The organism is Campylobacter sp., assembly GCF_052170435.1.
Classification (GTDB): domain Bacteria; phylum Campylobacterota; class Campylobacteria; order Campylobacterales; family Campylobacteraceae; genus Campylobacter_A.
On the sequence record NZ_JBQNAN010000009.1, the window covers coordinates 1 to 24,888 of the forward strand.

Here is a 24,888-nt window from a genome sequence, read left to right on the forward strand (position 1 = left end):
GTTCTGTATTCTTTGGTTTGTTTATCTTGTAATTTGTTGTATTTTTTTTGTAAATTGATGGGGTGCTCTCCTTTATTAAACTTTATCCAAGTATTTTTTAGGGAAAACACTAAATTAAAATTAGGCTCAAGATAAGTTAAAAACTTTCAAAGGAGTTTTTCTCAAAGAGTGTGCAAGCACAAGAACTATGATCCTGCCGATGAAAAACAAGTATATAATCCATTCCCGAATTTCAGAAAAGAAATTTAGAGAAATTCTCAAGTATTTTGCAGAGGATATAGAGGCTACTAAAATAGCAAATTTAACCGGGATTTCTAGAATTTCCATCAACAAAATTCTAAAAAATATCAGAATTCTTATGTCTCAAGAGTGTGAAAATATAAGCAAATTTAGCGGTGAAATTTCCAGCTCGCAAGCTCGCCTAGAAGCTTCGCTTTGAGATTGACGAAATTACTTCGGAGCCAAAAGAGTAAGAGGTAAAAGAGGTAGAGGAGCAGCAAATAAAACTCCGGTATTCGGTATGCTTAAAAGAGACGGTATGGTATATACCCAGATAGTTAAAAACTGCTCTGCTAGTGAGTTGATACCGATATTATCGGAATTTAGCGAATTAGACGAGAGTGTTATTCATTCTGATTGCTGGAAAGCTTATGATGGATTAGTAGATTACGGAGCCAAAGCTCATTATAGAGTAAAACATTCAAAGAATGAATTTGCAAATGGTAAAAACCATATAAATGGCATTGAGAATTTCTGAGGATATGCCAAACATAGATTATCTAAATTTAAAGGCATTAAGAAAGAAAATTTCTTACTTCATCTTAAAGAATGTGAATTTAGATATAATAACAGCAAAGATACGAAGGAGCTCTATCATATTTTATTAAAGATGATAAGAGAGAATCCGCTTAGCTTATCTTGAGCCTAAAATTATTTGGAGCATCATGAGTATTTACGAGCTAAAACCCAAATTTCAAAACCTGCTTCGTCCCCTAGTAAAACTTCTTTACAGTGCTGGTGTCACGGCAAATCAAGTCACATTAGTAGCCTGCGTTTTGTCTATTTTGCTAGGTGCATTACTAGTCAAATTTGCCGACGTCTACACTCTATTTTTTCTTCTACCGATTTGGATGTTTTTACGCATGGCATTAAATGCTATCGACGGCATGCTGGCCCGCGAATTTAATCAAAAAACGCCGCTAGGAGGCTATCTAAACGAAGCTACCGACGTCATCTCTGATGCCGCTCTTTATATTCCGTTTGCTTTTGTGGCGCCTTTTGGCTGGGGTGTTATCTCGCTCGTTATTTTTCTGGCCTTTATGAGCGAGTTTTTAGGTGTTCTGGGGCAGGTGCACGGTAGCGGTAGGCGTTACGATGGACCTATGGGTAAGAGCGATCGCGCATTCGTATTCGGGCTTATAGGCACTATATATGCGGTATTTGGTCAGCTGCCCTCATGGTTTAGTTGGACGCTTTACGCGGTGGCGCTTTTACTTGTGCTTACCTGCATAAATCGCGTAAGAAGGGGTTTAAAAAGCTAGTTTAATAAAATACGTGGCATAAATTTAAGGAATGAAGCAAAAATAGGATGACGTATTTTTGCAAATTTATGCCTAGACTCCCATAAATCAAACGATATAAATCCCAAAACAATATCCAACTGCAATGCTATAACATTTGGCGTAGTTTACGGTACGGCCAAATTTGGTTTAAAAGTTTTATAAAGTACTAGCGTGGGGTTAGTGAGCAAGCAGTAAATTTCAATCTATGCGCAGATAAAATCTTTAAAAAATAGCCGAAAAATATAGCATGGTCGTGGGGAAACTTTATCAAAAAGATAGCCAAATTTACGGATGACGCAAGCTAGTCAAATTTAAAAAACAAGGATTACGATAACCGTACAAAAAACTAAATTTGGCGAGCATATCAAATTTATAAATTCAGTTTTTACTAAAGTTATCTCATTGCCAAGGCGAGTGGGTATTTTCGTTTGAGTGTATGTTTGGTGGTTAAGATCGCTTTTATTAAGCAAAGACTATGTAATACTCGTGTTGTAAAACGAAATTTGTCGCCCACCGAAATTTTAAAATTTAGCGAGCGGGAGCGGATTACGGGTGCGAGAGAAATCGCGAGAAATTCTGCGCGCTGTTTTATGCGGCGTTCACGTGCCCGCAAAGATTGCCCAAGCGACGGTTATTCGCCCAGGAAGTATTTCAGATCCGCCTGTGCGTCGCCGCTGATTAGGCGAAGGCCGAAATTTTGCACCAAAAAGCCTAAAATTTCGTCGTTGAAAAACTCAGGCACCGTAGGGCCCACGTTGATATTCTTAACGCCTAGGCTAAATAGTGCAAGCAGGATGATGACCGCCTTTTGCTCCATCCACATCAGCACGATCGAGACCGGCAGATCGTTTACGGCGATGCCCGTAGCCTCGCTAAGCGCTAGGGTGATCTTGACCGCGCCGTTGCTGTCGTTGCACTGGCCAAGGTCGATATAGCGCGGAAGCTCGGTGCCAGGTACGTTTCCGAAATCCACGTCGTTGAAGCGGAATTTGCCGCAGCTGGAGGTCAAAATCACGCAGTCCTTCGGCAGGCTAAGCGCTAGCTCGCGGTAATACTCGCGTCCCTTGCCCGGCGCGTCGCAGCCGGCGATGACGAAAAAGCGGCGGATTTTGCCAGATTTGATCGCGTCTAAAATTTGCGGCGCAAGGCTCAAAATCGTCTTGTAGTGTCCGCCCGTCACCAAGCTCTCGTCGCTATCCATGCTCACGTCGCCGCATGCGAGCGCGCACTCGATGAGCGGCGTAAAATCGTCGTTTTGGATATGCTTGACGCCGTCGGTGCCCGCGATAGAGTAGCCAAACAGCCTGTCTGCGTAGCTACAGGATGAGCGAAGCGGCACGATGCAGTTGGTGGTCATCAAAATCGCGCCTTTAAATTCGTTAAAAAGCTTGGTCTGATCAAACCACGCCTTGCCGACGTTGCCCTTTAGATGCGGATACTTGCGAAGTTGCGGATAGCCGTGCGCAGGGAGCATCTCGGAGTGGGTGTAGATATTGATGCCCTTGCCCTCGGTCGCTTTTAGCAGCGCCTCAAGAGCGTGCAGGTTGTGGCCGCTAACCAAAATCGCCTTGCCCTCGACCTTGTTTTGGCTAACTTTAACCGGGGTCGGTACGCCGAATTTTGCGGTATGCGCCTCGCTTAAGATATCCATCATCTGCACGCCCGCGCTTCCGACGGCCATCAGCTGCGCGATATGCTCGTCAAAGTTAAAATTTGAGTTCGTCAGCGTGAAATACAGCGTGTCTGCCATAACGGTATCGACCGCGCTAGTATCGGCGCCGAGCTCGTGCGCGTGGTGGCGGTAGGCGCTAAGGCCCTTAAGCCCGAAAACCATAGTGTCTTGAAGTAACGCCAGCGTGGAGGTTTTGCCGCAGGTGCCGCGGTCTTGGCCCTTGGCGCCGCAGCCTTCGGGCGCGCTCATTTGACACTGATGACAGAACATCTCTTGATTGTAACTCATAGAAAATCCTTTATAAAAAAATTAGTTGAAGATTTTAAGATTTTATTTATAATAACGACTTGATCGCCGTCAAGAAACGGCGAAAATTTATCAAAATTATTTATAAAATGAGAATTTAAATTTTACAAGTCAAATTTGAGTTCTTGCGGGGCCGGGGCGTTGTGCAATTTTGAGTCAAATTTTAAAATTCCAACTACAAAATCGCGATCGGCGCACTATGCTCGGGTAGTAAAATCGCTCAGCAAACGAGCCAACGCTATGGCGCGACTACAATCTTGACGGCTCTACTAAATCTGGGTGGTTGCGGCAGATCGGCGGGCTGTGGAGGCAACTAGTTGCCGCGCAAAACGATCAATAAACATAGGTTGGCAAATTTAAAGGTATTTCCCCAGGCGTAGCAACCAGCAGGCGTAAGGATGGGATTGCTTGCTTCGCTTAAAGAATGCGAATTTTGGGTATAATACCGCAAAAATACAAAACAATCGAAGTGATATTTCTATAAAAGAAATTTATCATATTTTTAAAATCAATAAGGGTTTTGTAGACGGCAAGTTGGAGTCGCAGCTAAAATCTGCCTAAGTTTCTTTAAACTTATATTTGGAGCATCATGAGCATTTGCGAGTTAAAATCCAGAGCTTCAAACCCGCTTTGTTCGCAGGCAGGCGTCGCCGCAAATCTGCGCTACTCGTCAAATTTGACGCGCAAACAAGGCAAATTTAACACAAAGGACGAAAGATGAAAGAGTTTTTAGCGGCCGCGCTTGATTTTATCCTTTGCCGCATCACGATATTTATCACGGGCGTACGGCCGCCGCAGGAGCTTTTAAATATCGGCGAGGGCTCTAAAATTTACTACGCAAACCACGCTAGCCACGGCGATTTTTTGCTGATTTTCGTCTCGCTGCCCTACCGCGCGAGAAAGCGCGTGCGCCCCGTCGCGGCGGCGGAGTACTGGGAGAGCGGGCCGGTGCGTAGGTTTCTTGCTAAAAACGTGTTTAATATGGTGCTAATCAGCCGTCATAAAGATCCGTTAGAGGCGCTAACGCAAATGAGCGAGGCGCTGCAGACGCACTCTCTCATCATCTTTCCCGAAGGCACGCGCAAGACGGACGACGATCTCGCGCTACAGCCGTTTAAAAGCGGGATATTTCGCCTGGCGCAGCAGTGTCCTGACGTCCCGCTAGTACCCGTATGGATCAAAAATGCGCGCAACGTCCTACCTAAAGGCTTTATGATACCCATTCCGCTGCTTTGCGAGCTGATAGTGGGCGAGGAGATAACCTACGGCGGCGAGGGCAAGGGCGAGTTTTTACAAAAGGCGCAGGACGCGCTGCTAGCGATGAGCGATACGCAAAATGATAGAACGAAAGCATAGCGCGGCGGCTTTGGCGAGGGCGGTAAATTTGAGTCCTATAAATTCGCCACGCAAGACGGGGAGATTTGCGACCGATTTTTACGGCAAATTTGACGGCGAGCCTTCTAAAGCGGCAGCTAAAAGCGTCAAATTTAAAAACAAAGCCCAGGCCAAAACGCTCGCCTCGCCGCAAATCAAATTTGACCTAATCGCAAGTCCAAAACGCGAGCTTTTTTCGCTAACAAATTTAATCAAGCAAGCGATCCGAAGGGCAAACCAAATGCGCGTAAATTTGACTCGCTCGGGCGCTTCAAAACAGACGTCAAATTTAGCTTCAAATTTAACCAAAAGGCACTAAAATGAACCCGCAAAATCATATCTTAAATCTATTTTTAGGACTCATCGCGGTGCTGGTCGTATCTAGCGCCATTGCATTTATGCTAAAGGCAAAATTTGGCGCCGAGAACAAAACCATTGCAAATTTAACCTCGCGCATAAACGCCTGGTGGGCGATGATTTTGGTGATTTTTTCGTTTACGTATATGGGCAAAAACGCCGTGATATTTTTGTTTTTGCTAGTATCTTTTGCCGCATTGCGCGAGTTTTTGTCGCTCATCTACATCCGCAGGGGCGATCACATCGCGCTCGTGGCGTGTTTTTACGTGATTTTGCCGGTACAGTATATATTTATCTATGCTGATTGGTACGCGATGGCGATGATATTTATCCCGGTTTACGGATTTTTGTTTTTGCCGATTTTGGCGGCTATTTGCGGCGATGCGGCATATTTTTTAGAGCGCTCGACGAAGATCCAGTGGGCGCTGATGATCTGCGTGTTTTGTATCTCGCATATCCCCGCGCTTCTTTTGCTGGATCTTGAGCGCGGTAATAGCATGGAGCTGATGCTGTTTTTGATTCTGGTCGTGCAGGCTAGCGACGTGCTGCAGTATATCTGGGGCAAGCTTTTTGGCAAGCGCAAGATCGCTCCTAGCATCAGTCCGTCTAAAACTGTGGTCGGTTTTGCGGGCGGGGTTCTTAGCGCTAGCGTGCTGGCTGCGTGCCTGCATCATCTCACGCCTTTTGGTGCGGTAGGGGCGTTTTTCATCGGGCTTGCCGTTTGTATGATGGGCTTTTTAGGAGGGCTCGTTATGTCTGCGATCAAGCGCGATCTGGGCGTCAAGGACTGGGGCTATATGATCAGCGGGCACGGCGGGATGCTTGACCGTATGGACTCGCTGTGCTTTGCGGCGCCGATATTTTTTCACATAGTTAGATATTTTTACGCGTGAGGTTTTGATGAAAGTTTGGAGCAAAATTTTACTTTTAGCACTCGCGGCAAATTTTGCCTTTGCATTTTCGGCCGAAAAGCTCGTGCAAGACGCTAGAGCTCAGGTCGGGCAGACGCTGTTTTACGATCCTTCGTACGAGAGGCTAGCCTATCCGATGGGCGACGTGGATATGATAAAAGGCGTTTGCACCGACGTCGTCGTTAGAGCGCTGCGCGGACAGGATATCGATCTGCAGCGACTCATCCACGAGGACATGGGCGCAAATTTTAGCGCCTATCCAAAAAACTGGGGCGCGAAAAAGACCGACAAAAACATCGATCATCGCCGCGTGCCAAACATCGCGACCTATCTAAAACGCAAGGGCTACGAGGCGAAAGGCGAGTTTAAAGCCGGCGATATCGTGACGTGGCGGCTGGATAACGGCAGGCCGCACATCGGTATAGTTTCGGATAAATTTGCCGCTAGCAAAACCCCGCTCGTGATCCACAACATCGGGCTTGGCGCGCAGGAGGAGGACGTGCTAAAGGGTTACGAGATAACGGGGCACTTTAGGATAAAATAAGTAGAAAAATCGATAAATTTAAGCGAGAAAGGCGAAAAATGGAGTTTAAAGAGAGCTATTTTATAACCAGCGACGGGGCGAGGATATTTTACAGATACCGCCTTGCTGACGACGTAGCGTGCGAAAACCCGAGCGATCGCGAAGTAAATTTGGGTTCGGATAGTAAATTTGACGGGTCAAATTTGAGCGCCGAGGCCGCAAACAAAACGTCAAATTTGGCTAGCGAGCAAGCGCGCCGCGCGGATGAAAATGCGGAGCTAAATTTAAGCGGCGAAGGTAAATCTGGCGAGCAAAATTTACCAAACGGCGGCGAAAATTCGGACTCAAATTTAAGCGAAGCTAGCAAATGCGGCGCGTCAAATTTGAGCAAGACGCCTGGCGAAAACGCCGAGCAAAATCTCAAATTTAAAGCCGCGCCAAATGCCAAAGCCGTAGCGATATTTCACCGCGGACACGAGCACTCGGGCAGGACGACGCACGTAGCCGACGGGCTAGCGGATGATAGTTTTAGCTATTTTGCCTGGGATCAGCGCGGACACGGCAAAAGCGATGGCGAGCGGGGCGACGCGCCTAGTATCGGTCGTCTCATCGCCGACGTGGACGAGTTTGTGGCACACATCGAGCAGAGATTTGGCTTTGATACGCAAAATCTAGCCGTGATAGCTCAAAGCGTGGGCGCCGTGCTGGTCTCTGCGTGGCTGCACGACTACGCTCCGCGCGTTCGCTGCGCGGTGCTAGCTAGTCCCGCGTTTAGCGTGAAGCTTTACGTACCGTTTGCTAGAGCCGGGCTAAAGGCTCTCTACTCCTCGCGCGGAAATTTTTTCGTAAACAGCTACGTCAAGGCGCACTATCTCACGCACGACAAACAGCGCCAGGCTAGCTACGACGCCGACTCGCTCATCACTCGCGCGATCTCGGTGCGCATATTGCTTGGGCTTTACGAAGCGGCGCAGCGCGTGGTTTCTGACGCTGCCGCGATCACGACGCCTACGCTGCTACTGATCTCGGGCGATGATTGGGTCGTGGAGCACGCCCCGCAGCACGAGTTTTACAACGCTCTTGGCGCACGCGTAAAAAGGCGCGAGGTTTTAGAGGGATTTTACCACGATACGCTGGGCGAGAGCGAGCAAGAGAGGGCGTTTAGGATAGTGCGCGAGTTTGTCGGCGAGCGCTTTAGCGCGCCTTTTAGCGAGGTGGACTGCACGCATGCGGACGAATACGGCTTTAGCCGCGAGGAGGCCGATAGGCTGGCTACGCCGCTGCCGAGATTTAGCCTGAAAAATTTGCGGTTTAAATTTCAGCGGATATTTATGCAGGCGGTTTCGCCGTGGGTCGGCGGACTAAAGATCGGCGAAAATACCGGCTACGATAGCGGCAGTACGCTTGACTACGTTTACCGAAACGAGCCGCAAGGGGCGAATAAATTTTTTAAATTCATCGACAAATTTTACCTAAACGCTATCGGCTGGCGCGGTATCAGAGAGCGCAAACGAAATATCAAGCTAGCTATCGATCAAGCAGTAGCAAAGCTACAGGAGCGAGGCGAGCCGCTACGACTGCTCGACATCGCCTCGGGTCACGGCAGATACATACTAGACGCCGCGCAGGGGCATAAATTTGAGCGCATAACGCTGCGCGACTACAGCGACATAAACGTAAAAGCCGGTAGCGAAATGATAAAGGAGCGCGGGCTAGAGGACATCGCGAGCTTTACGCAGGCAAACGCCTTTGACGCCGCTAGCTACGATGGCTTGCAGGGCGCATATACGCTTGGCGTCGTGTCGGGGCTATTTGAGCTCTTTCCGGATAACTCGGTCGTGCGCACCGCGCTGCAAGGCTTTTCAAGCAGCGTAAGAAGTGGCGGCTACCTCATCTACACCAATCAGCCGTGGCACCCGCAGCTTGAGATGATCGCGCGCGCTCTATCCAGCCACAGGCAGGGCGCCGCGTGGATCATGCGCCGCCGCAGCCAGGCCGAGATGGATCAGCTCGTGGCAAATGCGGGATTTAAGAAAGTAAAAGAGTGGATAGATGGGGATGGGATATTTAGCGTGAGTTTGGCTGTTAAAATTTAGCCTTTAGCGGCTTGTCTTTTGAGCGTCTTTGAATGAGCTAGAAATTTTCTCCCTCGATGAACCAAATGTTCTATCTTCGGTCGAAAATTGCTTTGCAACATTCAAATCCATCTCAAAATACTTCGCCTTAACTTTTTATGTTCAAATTTGAAGTCAAATTTTGCTCGCCGAGACCCGCACCGCAAAAATGCTAAGTTTAAATTTGCGACGCTTTGCTCGTAGAGCAAAGCCATGTCGCCACCTCTAACGTGCAGTGGGGTTGGTGGGGGTTTGGGGGCGGAAGGGGCGACGCTTCGTAAGTAGAAACCCCTTCCGCCTCCCAAGAAAAAGAAAAACTAAAAATTTTAGAGAATTTTAAATTTGACAAAACCAAATTTGGTATTTTCAAGATGCAGGTCTCGGCGAGTAAAATTTACAAATTTACGTCAAGCGAGCGATCTCGGGCGATTAAGCCGTAAAAGTGCAAACCCGCTAAAATTTGATAGAATTAGCAAAAAAGGCAAAAATGAAAATAAAATCGTTTTTATCGCAGCTGGTCGCGCTAGTCGTCGTTGCGGCGATATTTTACGCTAGCTACGGCGCCACGAACGCCCTCGCGAGCGCTCGCGCAAACGTGCCCGAGATCTATTTCGCGTGGGAGCGCGCAGTGCCGTTTTGGGCGTGGAGCATCGTGCCGTACTGGTCGCTAAATTTGCTCTACGCGCTTGGATTTTTCCTCTGCCGTGACGCCGGGGAGCTCGCGCGCTACGTTACGCAGCTGCTAGTCGCTCAGATGATCGCGACGCTGTTTTTTATCGCTTTTCCTCTGCAAATGTCGTGGGAGAAGCCCGTGGTTTCGGGCTTTAGCGGCTTTTTGTTCTCAAGCCTCGCCGCTTTTGACCTCCCGTTTAATCAAGCTCCGTCGCTGCACATCATACTTTGCGTCGTGGTGGGCGCATTTTACCTTCGCAAGGCGCGCGCGGTTTGGCTCAAGGCGGCGCTTGTCGCGTGGTTTGCGCTCATCGGCCTTAGCGTGCTGACCACGTATCAGCACCATTTTATCGACATTCCTACGGGGCTAGCCGCGGGCTGCTTGGTGTTACTGATTTGCCCGCTCGATGGCGCGCCGCTTAGATTTGCCATGGCTAGGGAGTTCTCGCGCTACAAATGGGCGGCGCTATATCTGGGGCTTGCGTTTTTGACGCTTTTTGCGGCGATTTTGGGAGCTAAAATTTGGGGCGCGTGGATGCTGTGGTTATCTTGGGTGAGCCTTAGTTTTGCGCTGGTTGCTTGCGGTTACGCGTTTTTAGGCGCTGGAGTTTTTGCTAAAAACGGTCAAGGCCGTCACGCCGCCGCGGCTAAAGCTTTACTTTTCCCGTATCTTTGCGTCGCGCGGTTAAATGCACTTTTTTGGCTGCGCGGACGCCGGCTTTTAGACGAAATTTTGCCCGGACTTTATCTAGGCTCGGTTAAGGAGGCGGGCAAATTTGACGCGGTGCTAGATCTCGCGGCTGAGTTTGAGCGGCCTGGCGGCGCTCAAATTTATGCGAGCCTAGCTATGCTAGATATGATAACGCCGAGCACGGACGAGCTAAAACGCGGCGCGGATGAGCTTGAGCGGCTCGTAAAAAGGGCTCTTTGCGGCGGCGAAAATTTACCGCAAAGGACGGCGGAGCTAGGATCAAATTTTAGTGCCGAAGCAAACGATAAAAAGGTGCTGGTGTGCTGCGCGCTGGGCTACGGTAGGAGCGCGTCGGTGCTGCTTGCTTGGCTGGTGATTTACGCGGGACTAGGATTTGACGAGGCGCTAAATTTGCTAAAATCTCGCCGCGAAAAGATCGCGGTCGCTAGCTCGCTGCGCGATCAGATAGCGCGGCTAGCCGCAGAAGCCCGCGAAATTTGAAAGCGAAGTAAAGAAGCGGCAAATTTAAGCGCGAAATAGGCGCAGGCTAAATTTCATCAAGTCCGGTTTGGGGGATCAAATTTAAAAAATCTGCTGGCTAAATACAAGCGGCATTTCAAAATTCTCGGTGAAAACAAACGGGAATTTAGCCAAAGGCAAATGTCCAAAATGAGGAGAGAAAATGACGAATGCGGAGCAAAACGAAAAATCGGCGCAAGGCGAGGAGCAGGAATGCCGCCAAAGTATGGACGATAGAGGCTTGGCGCTGGTTACGGCTAGGTTTTTGGCGACGCATAGGCTATTTTTCTTGTTAAATTTACTTCAGCTTGCCGTCTGTCTTACGATTTTTACGCATTTTGCCGTCATTGCGGGCTTTTTGGCGGCTTTTGCGGTTTTGTTTTATCTGCACGTTAGGCTGCATTTTGATGCGCTGATTTTTAGAGATTTTGCGGAGGGGAGGCTTGATTGCGGCAAATTTGACGCGGCGCTTACGGAGCTAAATTTAGCTAGCAAGCCGCCCAAAATCCGCGATATGAAAAGTCGCTGCGCGGGAGCTTTGCGGCTATATAAATTAACGGCCGCGCTTACTCTCATCGCCATCGTCGCGGCTTTAGCGAGCTACTATTTGGGCTAGGTTTAGTAGCCGAATTTGAGCGTAAAATTTAACTTCCGCAATCCGTAGATTTATGGGGTTTAAAAGATAAATTTAGGCGCAAACGGTTAAATTTGCGCCCGAGGTTTATTTGATATTTTCTAGAGTGCTGCAGCACTGATCCGAGCCTAGATCGCAGCCTTTTTTGAAGTAAATTTTGGCCTTTTCAAGATCTTTTGCGACTCCGCTTGCAGCCGGCGGCATGTAGTAGGTGTAGCCCGCAAACAGGCAAGGCCCTTGTCAAAATACTCCGTAGCTTTGGCAAACTGCTTTTCTTGATAGTGCGCAGATCCTGCGTATTCGCATCCGAGAGCGATCTTTGCTTCGCAAGCTTTTGCGGCGTTGTCTTTATCTTTTACGTATTTTCCGGAGGCTTCATGCTCTTTTTTCGTGAAGGCCAGGAGATAGTACTCGTACGCTTTTGCTTCGTCTTTTTTGCCGTAGGTATCGTCTTGGTAGATTTCGCCCAGCTTCGCGCACCCGTCAAACCTTTCGCCTTGGCAAATTTCGCTTAGGATTTCGATAGCTTTGTCTATATTTTTCTCTACGCCTTTGCCGTCTCTATAACCCATCGCTACAAATTTACAACCGTCGTCGTAGCCGCTATCGCAAAGTTTTGAAAATATCTCAAAGCCCTTTTTAGGATCGTGCTCGGCTCCGTTTTTGCCCTCGGTGTACGAATACCCCGTCCATAGGCATCCTAAATTTGAACCCAGATCGCAAGCTTTTTGGTAGTATTTGACGTCTTGTTTTTCGTAAGCGTAATCTATACAAGTCGCCGCGTTGTTATTTTCGCAACCTTTTTCAGCGCTTACTGTCGTTTTGTCTTTTACTTTGTCGCAGCAGTTGCTTCTCTTGCCGAACGATATCTCGCAGCACTTTTCATAGGCCTGCTTTGCGAGGCCGGAGTCTTTTTTGACGTCGGAACCCTTGCCAAACTCATAAAGCTGCCCAAGCTCCTTGCAAGAAGAATCAACCTTTTCTTTATAGCAGCCTAGCTTAAAGTAGTTCTCCGCGTCCTTCCACTGGCCTTTTGATTTTGCGGCCAGGCCGTCGTTGTGATTCGGTCCGGCCTGTGCTACCGACAGGTAACAAAATGCTAAAACAAGGTTAAAGCTAACTTTTTCATAAGGCCCTCCTTGCGAGTAATCTTAAGCATTTAGCCTGTTTGCTATGTTTTTAACCTAAATCACGACCACTTCGGTTTTTAGCTCTATGCCGAATTTCTCCAAAACGCGCTCGCGGGCTAAATTTATGAGTCCCGTCACATCTGCAAAGCTCGCGGCGTTAAAATTTACGATGAAATTTGCGTGCTGCTCGCTAAATTTAGCCCCGCCTATCGCGTAGCCCTTTAGCCCCACCGCTTCGATTAGTCTGCCCGCGTAGTCGCCCGGTGGATTTACGAAACAGCTGCCAAAGCTAGCGCCCTTTGGTTGATTTGCGCGCTTGGCGGCAAAATCGGCGGCGAGCGCTACGTCAAATTCGCGCGAAATTTTAAACTCGGCGCCCAAAATCGGCTCATCTATCCCGCTTTTGCGGTAGCTAAAGCTTATCCTCTCGCGCTCTACCCAGCCGCGTCCCAGCCGCACCGCGAGCAGGTCGTCGCTGATACTAACGCCGCAAAGTCCCGCGTTCATTTTTATTAGTCCGCCAAGCGTGCCAGGGATATTTTGCAAAAACTCAAATCCGCCGATATTATGCTTTTTGGCGAAGTTGTAAATTTTGCCCGACTTCGTCGCAGCACCGATACTAAGCACGTCGCCGCTTAAATTTGTATAATCAAACGCGCCGCCTAGCATCATCATCGAGGGCGGGTTTGGCGAGACTAGTAGGTTATTTGCGCCGCCTATCATCACGCGGCCGGCAAATCCAGGCTTTAGAGCGTCCTCAATGCTTTCTAGCACCGCCACCTCGTGCACGCCGCCCACTCGCACCGAGCTAAATTTGGAAAAGTCTATAAGCTGCGTCATTGCACGAAATTCGGGATAAACTCTATCATACGCGTAGTAAAATCGACCATCATCGAGACCATCCACGGCATCAAAAATATAATCACGACGACGACGAGGATGATCTTTGGCACGAAGCTTAGCGTCATCTCGTTTATCTGCGTCGTAGCCTGAAATATACTGATGATAAGGCCCGCCGATAGGCCCGCCAGCAGCATCGGGAAGCTTAGATAAAGCGCGATCTTAAATGTTTCGATGCCGAGTTCTATGAGCGTTGATTGCATTAGCTAAACCTTATATCGTTGTACTCGGTCGGCACTAGGTAGTTTTTCGCATCGATAGGCAGCGGATAAAATCCGCGCTCGTAGCCAAGCGAAAAGAGCCTATTTACCGCCTTTAGCTGCGTTTCGTTCATCGAGACGGAGCTATCGTTTGCGTAGAGATTTAGGTAGGTTTTTAGCTTTTCTTTATCGACGCGGATCAAATTTCGCTCCATGAGCATATGCGACAAAAAGGGCTTATGCGCAGTGGCGATACGCACGCCCTCCGTTAGCACGCGCTCGCACTCGATGGCGTCCGTTATCGGCAGGCTGCGGCGAACCGCCATGCCTCCCAGCGGCAGCGGCAGATTTTCGCCCGCTAGCTCGCTCCAGATATCCCAGATCTCGCGCTCCACGCAAAGCTCGTCCGAAAAGTCCAAAATGCTCTCGTGTATCAGCACGCCCGCGTCCACTTCGCCGCTTAAGACCGCGCCCTCAATCTGCAGAAAGTTTTTATAAACTATGCGCGCCTGCGGGTATGCCATGCGAAAAAGCAGGGCATTTGTCGTGTGTTTGCCGCTGAGCGCGACTTTGAAATTTCGCTTTAAAACCGCGCCCTTTTTCTTAACGAGCTTTGGGCCGTAGCCCTCGCCGAAGCTCACCGCCGTGCGCAAAAGCGCGTATTCCTCGCAGATAAGCGGATATAGCGCGAAGCTAATCGCCGTGGCCTCATATGTGCCCTTTAGCGCCTCGTCGTTTAGCGTCTGGATATCAAGCGCGGTTGCGCTAAATTTTAGATTTTTGGAGCTCACCCAGCCGAAATCAATCGCCTTATACATAAAAATATCGTCGGCGTCGGGCGAGTGAGCGACGTTTATATGCTTAAAAATCTTCAAATTTTATCCTTTTTGCTCCGCTTTAAATTTCGCGCGCGGCTAAATTGCGAAATTATAGTAAATTTTTGCTACAATCGCCATAAAAATGCGGAATTTATAAAGAAAAATATGGAAAATCAGACGTATTTAAAAGAGCAAATTTTAACTTATCTCGGCAACAAACGCTCGCTTTTAGGTTTCATCGAACAGGGCGTAAATATCGCAAAAGAGGCGCTGGGTAAGGAAAAACTAAGCTGCTGCGACCTTTTTAGCGGCAGCGGAATCGTGTCGCGGTTTTTAAAATCCCACGCAAGCTTCATCATCGCAAACGACCTGGAGCTTTATAGTCGCGTCACAAACGAGTGCTACCTAGCTAACGCGGACGCGGAGTTTAAAAAAGAGCTTGATTTTTGGCATGAAAAACTAACGCGCGAAATCGGCGCAAATTTGCGTGAGGGCTTTATCTGCGAGCTTTATGCGCCAAAAGACGAGGCAAATATTTCGCCTGCTGACCGCGTCTTTTACACTAGAAAAAACGCCGCCTACATTGACACTGCGCGCCAGATTATCGAGGCGCTAGTGCCGCAGGAGCTACGCGTTTTTTTCGTCGCTCCGCTGCTGTATTCGGCTAGCGTGCACGCCAACACCAGCGGCATTTTCAAGGGTTTTCATAAAAACAAGGACGGCCTTGGGCAGTTTGGTGGACGCGGCAAGCACGCGCTATCTCGCATCACGGCAGACATCAGCCTGCTTAAGCCAGTTTTTTCAAATTTTAACGTCGAATTTGACGTGCAAAGACGAGGCGCCGAGGAGCTTGCCGCCGAGCTTCCGCCGCTTGATCTAGTCTATCTTGATCCGCCTTATAACCAGCACCCCTACGGCTCGAACTACTTTATGCTAAATTTGATCGCTAGCTACGAGCGTCCGAGCGAAATATCGCGGGTTTCGGGCATCGCTCGGGGCTGGAACCGCTCGGTGTTTAATCAAAAATCAGCCGCCGCGCCGGCATTTTTCGAGCTAATCTCAAAGCTAAAAGCTAAATTCGTGCTCATCTCGTTTAACTCCGAGGGCTTCATCGCGCGCGAGGAATTTAGCCAAAATTTAGCCGGGCTTGGCGAAGTGCAAATTTTGGAGCAAAAATACAACGCCTTTCGCGGTAGTAGAAACCTAGCCAGCCGCCCGACGCACGTGAGCGAGCTGCTTTACGTTTTAAAAAAGGCGTAAATTTAGAGCAAATTTGACCGCGCCCAGACCCGCCTCAAATTTACGCGAATAATCAAAAATTCATCTCAAATTTGATAAAATCAGCACGATTATTTTAAATTTAAGGAAGCCGATGGCAAAAGAAAAAGAAGAGAAAAAGATAGTCCCGCCGACAAACGATTCGGACAAGAAAAAGGCCTTAGACGCGGCTTTAAAGCAGATAGATAAAGCATTTGGCAAGGGTACGCTGATCCGCCTTGGCGACAAGCAAGTCGAGGCGATAGACAGCATCTCGACCGGTTCGCTAGGACTTGACCTAGCCCTTGGCATAGGCGGTATCCCAAAGGGCCGTATCATCGAGGTTTACGGACCTGAGAGCTCGGGTAAAACGACTCTGACGCTACACATCATCGCCGAAGCGCAAAAAGCGGGAGCCACGTGCGCCTTTATCGACGCCGAGCACGCTCTAGACGTGAAATACGCGGCAAATTTGGGCGTAGATACCGAAAACCTCTACGTCAGCCAGCCTGATTTTGGCGAACAGGCGCTAGAAATCGTAGAAAACCTCGCTAGAAGCGGCGCGGTCGAGCTTATCGTGGTCGATAGCGTCGCGGCGCTAACTCCAAAAAGCGAGATCGAGGGCGATATGGGCGATCAGCACGTAGGCTTGCAAGCGCGGCTTATGAGCCAAGCGCTGCGCAAGCTCGCGGGCGTCGTGCACAAGATGAACACGACCGTGATCTTTATCAACCAAATTCGTATGAAAATCGGCGCGATGGGTTACGGCACGCCTGAGACCACTACGGGCGGTAACGCGCTTAAATTTTACGCATCCGTGCGCCTAGACGTGCGAAAAATCGCCACTCTAAAACAAAACGAAGAGCCTATCGGCAACCGCACGAAGGTAAAAGTCGTAAAAAACAAGGTCGCGCCTCCGTTTAAAACGGCGGAATTCGACATAATGTTCGGCGAGGGTATCAGCCGCGACGGCGAGATCATCGACTACGGCGTGAAGCTCGATATCATCGACAAAAGCGGCGCGTGGTTTAGCTACAAAGCCGCCAAAATCGGCCAAGGCCGCGAAAACGCAAAAGCCTATCTTAAAGAGCACCCCGAGATATCAGACGAAATCGTAGCGACAATAAAAAGCTCGATCGGCCTAGATAAGCTAATAAGCGGCGCGGGCGGCAAAGATAGCGATGACGAAAGCGAAAGCATAGAAGAAAATACGGAGGAATAAAATAATGGTATTTATAGAAGACGTAACCGCGATAGAAGTACTTGATAGCCGCGGCAACCCGACCGTGAAGGCGACCGTGGCTCTAAGCGACGGCACCGTAGCAAGCGCGATAGTCCCAAGCGGCGCAAGCACGGGCAAACGCGAGGCGCTGGAGCTTCGCGACAAAGACGAAAGATACTGCGGCAAGGGCGTGCTAAAGGCGGTAGAAAACGTAAATTCGCAGATCGCCGAAGCCGTGATCGGGCTGGATGCGTTTGATCAAAAGGCGCTTGATGATGAGATGCGCGAGCTTGACGGCACCGATAACTACTCAAATTTGGGCGCAAATGCGGTGCTTGGCGTATCTATGGCGGTAGCGCGCGCGGCGGCTAAAAGCCTTGACGTGCCTTTGTATCGCTACCTTGGCGGCGCGAACGCTAGCGTGCTACCCGTGCCGATGTTTAATATCATTAACGGCGGCGCGCACGCGAACAACAGCGTGGATTTTCAAGAATTTATGATTATGCCGTTTGGATTTGATAAATTTAGCGACGCGCTGCGAGCGGCGACTGAGATTTACCACACGCTAAAAGGCCTTCTAAACGCGGCCGGTCACAGCACGGCAGTGGGCGACGAGGGCGGATTTGCGCCAAATTTAAACGATAACGAAGAGCCGATCAAACTAATCATGCAGGCTATCGAAAAAGCGGGTTACAAAGCAGGCGAGCAGATCAAGCTAGCCCTTGACGTCGCAGCTAGCGAGCTGTACGAAAACGGCAAATATAAGCTAGAAGGCAAGGAATTTAGCAGCGAAGAGCTGATAGAGCGATACGCGCAGCTTTGCGAGAAGTATCCGATATTTTCGATCGAAGACGGCCTAAGCGAGGACGACTGGGCGGGCTGGGCGAAGCTAACGAGCAAGCTTGGCTCTAAAGTGCAGCTCGTGGGCGACGATCTTTTTGTAACGAACGAGAAAATTTTGCGCGAAGGCATCGCCAAAGGCGTAGCTAACGCGATTTTGATCAAACCAAATCAAATCGGCACCGTAAGCCAAACTATGCAGACGATCCGCCTAGCTCAGCGCAAAGGCTACCGCTGCGTGATGAGCCACAGAAGCGGCGAGAGCGAGGATAGCTTTATCGCGGACTTCGCCGTCGCGATGAATACGGGCCAAATCAAGACGGGCGCGACCTCAAGAAGCGAACGCAACGCCAAATACAACCGCCTGCTTGAGATCGAGCGCGAGACGGACGAGTTTTTGGGAAATCAAATTTGAGCGAAGTCCTAGACGAATACGTCGAGAAAAAGCCTTTTGATTTCAGGCTTTTTCTCAGATTCACGCTTATAGCGTTTTGCGTGATATGTTTTGGTATCTACGTGGGCAATATAATCTTTGGCAAGCGCTCGCTAGACGTGATGCTAAGCCTGCAAGAGCAAAAAACGCAGCTAGAACGCGACGTCGAAACGCTAAAAAAACAAAACGCCCAGTTGCAAAAGGCGTATTTCGAGCTAAAAGAGCTTGAGCCTAGCAGCGGCGGGTAAATTTAGCTTTATAAATTTAAAAACGGGGGAGTTATGAAAATCGGTAAAATTTGGCTTTTGGCGCTGGCTTGTGGGTTAGCTTTGGGCAGAGAAAATCCTTTCGCGCCCTCGGGCGACGTAAACGCGAGCATGGCTAGCAGCAACGTCGTGGAAAATTTGCCGCCTTTTGAGAAGCAGAGTTTCAAATTTCCCGCCGACGCTAGAAACTTCATCTCCGTCACGCTAAAATACAAAAGCCTGGACGGCAGTATCAAGGAAAAAACCGTCGACATAAACAAAAGCATCTCGTGGCAGGATGAGTTTTTGCTAAGCAAGATCGCAGTACCGGTCGTAGTCGAAAAGCCCGACGTCTCGGTCACTAAAGAGGAGTCTAAAGCCGCCGCGATAGATGTCGCGCCAAAGCCTACCGAGCGCAACATGACCGCGCAAGAGCCGCTAAAAGACATCGTCATAAAGCCTCTTGAAAAGCCGCAACCGCAAAAGCAAATCGTCTATAAGCAGACGAAATTCGAGATCTATCCGATGCAGATAAAAATCCTCACGACCGACGAGAAGCTCAAAGATTACTCGATCAGTAAAGGCACCAAGGTCGTGATCGATTTCGCCTCGCAAACGGACGTAAACACGAGAAAAGACGAGCTTGACTGCGGCGCGTTTAAAACGGCACTTTTTGGCTCGCACGGTAAATTTTACCGCGTAGTTTTTGATCTGGACGGCAGCTATAAACACGAGATCGAAAAGACGCAGGACGGGTATCTGCTAAAGCTTTCTAGATAAATTTGATTTTTGCGCTCCGAGTTTTCGGCGTATAAATTTATAGTGATAAATTTCTCGCGGCGAGGGTTAAATTTGAGCCTTCGCCGCTCTTTTTTAAATTCGGCTTTTAAATTTAGCCGATTTTCCCTTGATATAAATTTCCCCGCATTTTTCAAATCCCCGCCTCCGAATTCACCAAATTTAACCGCCCCTTGGCTAAGATTTCGTAAATTTAACGAAGCAAAAAGGATCAAATTTGCATGCCTTGCTAAAAATATTTAAAACAGTTTTATACGCCGCGTTATTTTTAGGACTTTATCTTTTGGCGGATAAGTACGGCTTGTTTGCTAAATTTATCGACTAAATTTATCGGCTCGACTTTGCCAAATAAATTTTGAGTCGAGAGTTGGATGTTAAATTTAATCGTCTGTTTGTGGCGTTTCTTGAGTCTTTTGTGGCGAGCGTAATATTTTGCTCTTCTACTCTCGTTTTACTCTCCTTTAAAGTAATTTTTAAATCTCGCATCAAAATTTAGCAACACGTATCCTATATTTAAATCCATTTTTGGAAAAGTGTTCATAACTAAAGGAATTCTTTTATCATCGCATATATACTTTCCGCTATACCCGCCAGCGCTATAATCGGTTAACCTCTTAAACATAAAATATCTCTGTTGAAAAGCAATGGTTTCATTTGTTTTATTATCTATGATTCTCATTGTGTCGGAGTGAAAAAATTTCGAAGTGATCTGGTTTAAACTCACCTTATCGTAAAATACGGTATAGTTCATCTTAGGCATCTTGTCTTTCGTGGTTATGATTTTATTCGAGTCGATTATTTTTATGATTCTAGCCCTGATATCATCATAATGCGACGTCTTTTCTCCTAGCTCTTGCTTGACTTCTTGCACTATCTTGTCGTATTCGTCTTGATTTTTCTCGTAATGATATATGGCAACGTTTCCATTGGGTAAATTTAAGGCTAACGTCTTTAGATGGATGCCGTCAAGGTAGTTATTCATCATATTTTCTATATCTTGCTCGTTAAAGCCGTTAAAAACATTATCCTCAAAATAAATACTCTCCGGATACTCTACCGTTTCTTTTATAAAGGCCTTTGGAGCGGTAGCGCAGTAATACGCCCCAAGAATGTTCGTGATAATGATGTCGTAAGTGGGGATTAGAAATAGCGCGGCCGCTACGATGCCTCTGATCCAAATTTTATTAGTCTGTTTTAGGGTAATAGCCATCACTATGGCGCTAATTGCCAAGTAAGGAATAACGTAAAAAAGTAAGATTATCATACCCATAGCGTATCCTTTTTAGTTGTCGCCAAAACAGAGACGGTACGTTTTGCCTCGTGCCTAAAATATATAGGTCAATAAAGCCCGCAATCGCTTTAAATTTGACTGCTTCGCATCTTTTGCAAATCATTGATAAAATGATAGTGCCGTAAGGCTTAAGGCGGAGTTAAATTTGAACTTCGGCAAGCGCTAGTAGTCAAATTTGACGCTTGTTTCACGATTTTGAATATCGTAAATTTAACCTCGCAAGTTATTTTTTGTGATAAATTTGCTCCAAATTCGAACCTAAATTCAAAACAAAATTTAACCGCGCCAAAGCTGCCCGCGCATTTACCGCAAAATAATCGGCCGTCAAATTCACTCGTTTTATAAAATGAAACTAAAATTTCAAATCTAATTTAGATATTTTAAAAACAAATTTCGGTAATATTGCGTTAGTCAAAAATTTTATCCGAAAGGAGCTGTTATGAGCGGTATTGCTCTCATCGTCTGCTTCGTCATCGCGGTCGTCGTTATGATCGTGCTGATTTCTAAGTTCGGGGTTCACCCCTTTATAGCGATCATGCTCGTCTCGCTCGCCCTAGCCGTCGTCGCGGGTATCGACCTGGTCAAGGTTCCCGCGATCATCGGAGAGGGATTTAGCGGGATATTTAAAAGCATAGGCATCGTCATCATCCTGGGCGCGCTCATCGGTATGGCGCTGGAAAAGACGGGCGCGGCGCTAAAGCTGGCCGACATGGTCGTGCGCTGCGTAGGCGACAAGCGCCCCGAGCTAGCTATGCTCATCATGGGCTGGATCGTGGGTATCCCGGTCTTTTGCGATAGCGGCTTTGTGGTACTAGATCCGATCCGCCGCGCGATAAAGGAAAAAATCGGCGCCAACCCCGTAGCTATGGCCGTCGCGCTCTCGTGCGGCCTATACACCTCGCACGTGTTTATACCGCCGACACCTGGCCCGATAGCGGCCGCCGGACTCGTGGGCGTGGGACACAACCTACTGCTAGTCATCGCCGTGGGCGCGGTAGTTTCGATACCGGTTCTCGTCGCTGGCTATATTTTTGCTAAGACTATCGGCGCAAAAGTGAGCCTAAAGGAAGATCTCGCAGATGTCGGTAAGAGCTACGACGAGATTATCAAAGAGCACGGCAAGCTGCCTTGCGCGTTTTTGAGCTTGGCGCCGATTTTTATGCCGATTTTGCTGATGGCGCTGGGTTCGGTCGTCTCGATACTAAAGCTAAAAGGCTCGTTTGCGAATTTCGTTTTATTTTTGGGTAATCCGATCATCGCGCTTGGCGTTGGCGTGCTATTTGCCGTTATCTTGCTGGCCAAAACGGGTAAGCTGGGCGAATTTAACTTCATGACCAACGAAACGCTAAAGATCGTCGGACCGATCCTTTTCATCACGGCTGCGGGCGGCGTGCTAGGTAACGTCATCGCTAAAGCGGGCTTTGTCGAGTTTATGAAGGCAAACGCCCATCTCATCGGCACCGTTGGCATATTTTTCCCGTTTGTTATCTCTGCTATCATCAAGACCGCTCAGGGCAGCTCGACCGTGGCGCTTACGACGACGGCCTCTATCATGGGGCTTTTCACCGATAGCGGCTCGATGATGAGCGCGCTAGGGCTAACTAGCGAGATGGGCGCGGTGCTAACGGTGATGGCGATCGCTGCGGGCGCGATGACGGTTTCGCATGCTAACGATAGCTACTTCTGGGTCGTTACGAACTTTAGCAAGATGTCGCCGGAGCAGGGCTACAAGACCCAGACGATGCTTACCTTTATAATGGGTATCGTGGGTATGGCGACGGTTTGGGTAGCGTCGCTCGTGTTACTGTAAATTTGACGACTAAATTTGAGTGCGGTTTTGGCGTGACGAGACTGCACTTTTTACGGTATGAACGGTAAATTTTCAAATTTGTCCGCCCAGACCCGCATCTTGAAAATGTTAAATTTGGTTTGGTTAAATTTATCATTGCGCATTAAATTTAATCTTTCTTGTTAAGGGGGAAGGGGCTTGAATTACGCTCTACTTGCAGCTCTCAAAGAGAGTGCGTCCTAACAGTAGCAAACGAAGTGCAGCTAAGCACAATGCGAGGCAAAGCCGAAGCAAAAGAGCTCCCCCGCTCCATTTAATTCCCTCCCCCTACGACGTGAGAGGTTGCCGCACTGCGTGCAGGTTTATGTGGCGCTATCGCGCCGCGCGTTTTTAAATTGGCAATGAAGCTAAATTCGGCTCGCGATTTAAAACTAAATTTGATAAAATCTGACCGTAAAATTTAAGGCGAAGTATTTTGAGATGATTTTTTGGGGTTGCGCAGATACAATTTAGCTCAGGCTGGACTTCTGCTTGCAGTTGCGAGTGCAACGAAGCAAAAACAGTCCGCCGAGCTAAATTTTAGCCAGCTCCGCAAAAAGCGCTCAAAAGACAAGCCTTGCCAAAAAGGAAAACAGATGAAAATACTAATAGCAATCGACTCATTTAAAGGCTCACTCAGCTCCCTCGAGGCCGGCAACGCCGTAAAAGAGGGCATCGAAGCTTTAGCCGGCGAGATAGACGAGGCGGTGGTTAAGCCCATAGCAGACGGCGGCGAGGGTAGCGTGGTGGCGCTAGCGGACGCGCTAGATGGCGAGTTTATCGACGTCATCGTGCAAAATCCTCTCGGCGAAAAAATCCCCGCTAGATACGCGCTAGCAGGCGAACTTGGCATCCTCGAGATGGCGTCTTCTAGCGGGCTCATGCTGGTGGAAAAAGAGTGCCGAAATCCGATGAAAACGAGTACTTACGGCTTTGGGCAGATGATTTTGCATGCTATTGGCAAGGGCGCGCGTAAATTTATCGTCGGTATCGGCGGCAGCGCGACGAACGACGCGGGCACGGGCATGCTAAGCGCGCTGGGATACGAGTTTTTTGACGAAAACGGCGAGCTGCTCGAGGGCAAAGGCGAAAACCTCATAAAAATCACGAAAATCTCAAACAAAAACGTAGTACCCGAGCTGCAAGAGTGCGAATTCCTCGTGGCTTGCGACGTGGATAACCCGCTCTTTGGCAAAAACGGCGCGGCCTACGTCTACGGCCCGCAAAAGGGCGCGGACGAGCAGATGGTAAAGGATCTAGACGCTGGGCTTATAAGCTTTGCGAGCGCGACGAGCGAGCACTTTTCGAGCGAATTTTGGAACTTCAAGGGCGCGGGCGCGGCAGGCGGGCTAGGGTACGGGTTTGTGAGCTACCTAAACGCCAAACTAAAGCCCGGCATCGACATCATCATGGAGGAAATCCGCCTCGAAGAAGACGTGAAAAACGCCGATCTAGTCATCACCGGCGAGGGGCGACTGGACTTTCAAAGCTCGATGGGCAAGACCCCGACCGGAGTGGCGAAGATCGCCAAAAAATACGGCAAACCGATCATCGCGCTAGCAGGCAGCGTGGCGCCGTGCGCCGGCGGCTGTAACGAAAACGGCATCGACGCGTTTTTTAGCGTATTAAACGAGCCCGTGAGCCTGGAAGAAGCGATGGATAAGCAAACCGCGATGCGCAATCTCAAAATGACCGCAGAGCAGGCATTGAGACTATATTTGTTAGGGCGCAAGGGGTAAATTTACGTTTTGATAAGGCGACGGGGCCGGCGAATTTATCGGTTTGCCGGCTTGAGCTTTGTTTGCTCGGTATGATTAGCGAGCTTGGGTGGGTGCTTTGCATTTTGTCGCATTTTTGCCTTTCGGCGCGGCAGTTTTGCGGATTTTTAAATTTACAAAAATCTAGGCTAAAAACTCAAAATTTAACAAGCTAAAGCCCAAAAAATAGGCTTTAGGCTTATGTTAGGGATTATTTTTCTTTCGCTTCGACTTCGATCTCTAGCTCGACTTTGTCAGATAGCGTGATTTCTGAGGTATCCAGCCCGATCTCAAAGAGCTTGCGTTTCGTCTCGCCCTCTAGACTAAAGCCGATTTTTTCCTTGCCGTTTTTATCCGCGGTAAAGCCGCCAAGCTCGAATTTTAGCACCACGGGCTTAGTGACGCCGTGCATCGTGAGCGTGCCAACGACCTTGCCTTCGATGTCGCTTTCTTTCTCAAATTTGACCATTTTGTAGGTGATTTTGTCGAATTTTGCCGCGTTAAAAAAATCCGCGCTTCGCAAGTGCTCGTCGCGTTTCTCGTTTTGCGTATTTACCGAGGCGGTCTCGATGGTGGCCTCGAGTGCTTTTAGCTCCTTGGCGTCCTTGTCGTAGTCGATCACGGCGTCAAATTTGCCGAAATTTCCGCTGACTTTTGAGATGCTTAGGTGCTTGATCTTAAAGCCGACGTTGCTGTGTGCCGGGTCGATCTCGTATACCGCGGCGTTTGCGAAGCTCGCTGCGAGCGCTGCAACTAGCGAAAATTTGATTAGTTTTTTCATTTTTTCTCCTTGTGATTTGGGTTTGAAAGTGTATTTTAAAAAAGTAAATATAT

Annotated in this window: 24 protein-coding genes and 1 pseudogene; 17 read left to right on the plus strand and 8 right to left on the minus strand. The window is 48.6% G+C overall.

The window, feature by feature from the left end:
- Positions 1–187: 187 nt before the first annotated feature.
- Together ACTTJF_RS05075 and ACTTJF_RS05080 are read left to right on the plus strand one after the other, a co-directional pair.
- Positions 188–922 (plus strand): annotated as a pseudogene (locus ACTTJF_RS05075) (IS1595 family transposase).
- Between the two features lie 22 nt (positions 923–944).
- The gene (locus ACTTJF_RS05080; RefSeq protein WP_442551034.1) at positions 945–1,541 is read left to right on the plus strand and encodes a CDP-alcohol phosphatidyltransferase family protein; all 597 of its coding nucleotides are present in this window, start codon (positions 945–947) and stop codon (positions 1,539–1,541) included.
- 652 nt (positions 1,542–2,193) lie between these two features.
- On the opposite strand, the gene hcp is transcribed toward ACTTJF_RS05080, so the two are convergent.
- Complete coding sequence (gene hcp / locus ACTTJF_RS05085; protein WP_442551035.1) at positions 2,194–3,522, minus strand: hydroxylamine reductase; 1,329 nt, start codon at positions 3,520–3,522, stop codon at positions 2,194–2,196.
- A gap of 607 nt (positions 3,523–4,129) precedes the next feature.
- On the opposite strand from hcp, the gene ACTTJF_RS05090 reads away from it, so the two are divergent.
- The 8 genes from ACTTJF_RS05090 (at position 4,130) to ACTTJF_RS05125 (ending at position 11,317) form a co-directional block, all read left to right on the plus strand.
- On the plus strand, positions 4,130–4,261 hold the full coding sequence (locus tag ACTTJF_RS05090) for a hypothetical protein (RefSeq protein WP_442551036.1): 132 nt from the start codon (positions 4,130–4,132) through the stop codon (positions 4,259–4,261).
- Positions 4,258–4,896, plus strand: coding sequence for a lysophospholipid acyltransferase family protein (locus ACTTJF_RS05095; protein ID WP_442551037.1), 639 nt, complete (start codon positions 4,258–4,260; stop codon positions 4,894–4,896). Before ACTTJF_RS05090 ends, ACTTJF_RS05095 begins: the two co-directional genes overlap by 4 nt.
- Positions 4,877–5,233, plus strand: a complete 357-nt coding sequence (locus ACTTJF_RS05100) for a hypothetical protein (RefSeq protein ID WP_442551038.1) — start codon at positions 4,877–4,879, stop codon at positions 5,231–5,233. Before ACTTJF_RS05095 ends, ACTTJF_RS05100 begins: the two co-directional genes overlap by 20 nt.
- A gap of 1 nt (position 5,234) precedes the next feature.
- Positions 5,235–6,164: a phosphatidate cytidylyltransferase gene (locus ACTTJF_RS05105; RefSeq protein ID WP_442551039.1), complete on the plus strand. Its 930-nt coding sequence runs from the start codon at positions 5,235–5,237 to the stop codon at positions 6,162–6,164.
- 7 nt (positions 6,165–6,171) lie between these two features.
- Entirely contained in the window at positions 6,172–6,726 is a 555-nt protein-coding gene (locus tag ACTTJF_RS05110; protein WP_442551040.1) for a DUF1287 domain-containing protein, read from the plus strand.
- Positions 6,727–6,764: 38 nt separating this feature from the next.
- On the plus strand, positions 6,765–8,801 hold the full coding sequence (locus ACTTJF_RS05115) for a bifunctional alpha/beta hydrolase/class I SAM-dependent methyltransferase (protein WP_442551041.1): 2,037 nt from the start codon (positions 6,765–6,767) through the stop codon (positions 8,799–8,801).
- Positions 8,802–9,306: 505 nt separating this feature from the next.
- Positions 9,307–10,683 carry a phosphatase PAP2/dual specificity phosphatase family protein gene (locus ACTTJF_RS05120; RefSeq protein WP_442551042.1) on the plus strand — a complete coding sequence of 459 codons (1,377 nt, stop codon included), beginning with the start codon at positions 9,307–9,309 and terminating at the stop codon, positions 10,681–10,683.
- A 181-nt stretch (positions 10,684–10,864) separates the two neighbouring features.
- Positions 10,865–11,317: a hypothetical protein gene (locus ACTTJF_RS05125; RefSeq protein ID WP_442551043.1), complete on the plus strand. Its 453-nt coding sequence runs from the start codon at positions 10,865–10,867 to the stop codon at positions 11,315–11,317.
- 146 nt (positions 11,318–11,463) lie between these two features.
- Here the strand turns inward: ACTTJF_RS05125 and ACTTJF_RS05130 are convergent, their stop codons facing one another.
- The 4 genes from ACTTJF_RS05130 to ACTTJF_RS05145 all read right to left on the minus strand — a co-directional run bounded on the left by ACTTJF_RS05130 (position 11,464) and on the right by ACTTJF_RS05145 (position 14,440).
- On the minus strand, positions 11,464–11,907 hold the full coding sequence (locus tag ACTTJF_RS05130; protein ID WP_442551044.1) for a hypothetical protein: 444 nt from the start codon (positions 11,905–11,907) through the stop codon (positions 11,464–11,466).
- Between the two features lie 612 nt (positions 11,908–12,519).
- Positions 12,520–13,305, minus strand: a complete 786-nt coding sequence (locus ACTTJF_RS05135) for a UDP-N-acetylmuramate dehydrogenase (protein WP_442551045.1) — start codon at positions 13,303–13,305, stop codon at positions 12,520–12,522.
- Positions 13,302–13,568, minus strand: a complete 267-nt coding sequence (fliQ, locus tag ACTTJF_RS05140) for a flagellar biosynthesis protein FliQ (protein ID WP_002953589.1) — start codon at positions 13,566–13,568, stop codon at positions 13,302–13,304. Before fliQ ends, ACTTJF_RS05135 begins: the two co-directional genes overlap by 4 nt.
- A complete protein-coding gene (locus ACTTJF_RS05145; protein ID WP_442551046.1) occupies positions 13,568–14,440 on the minus strand; it encodes a menaquinone biosynthesis family protein in 873 nt (290 codons plus the stop codon). The genes fliQ and ACTTJF_RS05145 overlap by 1 nt, the downstream gene beginning before the upstream one ends.
- Before the next feature lie 108 nt (positions 14,441–14,548).
- On the opposite strand from ACTTJF_RS05145, the gene ACTTJF_RS05150 reads away from it, so the two are divergent.
- The 5 genes from ACTTJF_RS05150 to ACTTJF_RS05170 all read left to right on the plus strand — a co-directional run bounded on the left by ACTTJF_RS05150 (position 14,549) and on the right by ACTTJF_RS05170 (position 19,160).
- Positions 14,549–15,643, plus strand: coding sequence for a DNA adenine methylase (locus tag ACTTJF_RS05150; RefSeq protein WP_442551047.1), 1,095 nt, complete (start codon positions 14,549–14,551; stop codon positions 15,641–15,643).
- 112 nt (positions 15,644–15,755) lie between these two features.
- Entirely contained in the window at positions 15,756–16,862 is a 1,107-nt protein-coding gene (gene recA / locus ACTTJF_RS05155) for a recombinase RecA (RefSeq protein WP_122862405.1), read from the plus strand.
- Between the two features lie 4 nt (positions 16,863–16,866).
- Positions 16,867–18,117: a phosphopyruvate hydratase gene (gene eno / locus ACTTJF_RS05160; RefSeq protein ID WP_009497016.1), complete on the plus strand. Its 1,251-nt coding sequence runs from the start codon at positions 16,867–16,869 to the stop codon at positions 18,115–18,117.
- On the plus strand, positions 18,114–18,383 hold the full coding sequence (locus tag ACTTJF_RS05165) for an FtsB family cell division protein (RefSeq protein WP_002953583.1): 270 nt from the start codon (positions 18,114–18,116) through the stop codon (positions 18,381–18,383). Before eno ends, ACTTJF_RS05165 begins: the two co-directional genes overlap by 4 nt.
- A 33-nt stretch (positions 18,384–18,416) precedes the next feature.
- Positions 18,417–19,160 (plus strand): AMIN domain-containing protein, encoded by a 744-nt coding sequence (locus ACTTJF_RS05170; protein ID WP_442551048.1) that lies wholly within the window; start codon positions 18,417–18,419, stop codon positions 19,158–19,160.
- Here the strand turns inward: ACTTJF_RS05170 and ACTTJF_RS05175 are convergent.
- Positions 19,103–19,393, minus strand: a complete 291-nt coding sequence (locus ACTTJF_RS05175) for a hypothetical protein (protein WP_442551049.1) — start codon at positions 19,391–19,393, stop codon at positions 19,103–19,105. The genes ACTTJF_RS05170 and ACTTJF_RS05175 overlap by 58 nt on opposite strands.
- Positions 19,394–19,629: 236 nt before the next feature.
- Positions 19,630–20,448 carry a hypothetical protein gene (locus ACTTJF_RS05180; RefSeq protein WP_442551050.1) on the minus strand — a complete coding sequence of 273 codons (819 nt, stop codon included), beginning with the start codon at positions 20,446–20,448 and terminating at the stop codon, positions 19,630–19,632.
- A gap of 460 nt (positions 20,449–20,908) precedes the next feature.
- On the opposite strand from ACTTJF_RS05180, the gene ACTTJF_RS05185 reads away from it, so the two are divergent.
- Together ACTTJF_RS05185 and ACTTJF_RS05190 are read left to right on the plus strand one after the other, a co-directional pair.
- Entirely contained in the window at positions 20,909–22,279 is a 1,371-nt protein-coding gene (locus ACTTJF_RS05185; protein ID WP_442551051.1) for a GntP family permease, read from the plus strand.
- Between the two features lie 614 nt (positions 22,280–22,893).
- A complete protein-coding gene (locus ACTTJF_RS05190; protein WP_442551052.1) occupies positions 22,894–24,036 on the plus strand; it encodes a glycerate kinase family protein in 1,143 nt (380 codons plus the stop codon).
- Between the two features lie 229 nt (positions 24,037–24,265).
- Here ACTTJF_RS05190 and ACTTJF_RS05195 read toward each other — a convergent pair whose 3' ends face one another.
- Positions 24,266–24,835, minus strand: a complete 570-nt coding sequence (locus ACTTJF_RS05195; protein WP_442551053.1) for a YceI family protein — start codon at positions 24,833–24,835, stop codon at positions 24,266–24,268.
- Between the last annotated feature and the right edge of the window lie 53 nt (positions 24,836–24,888).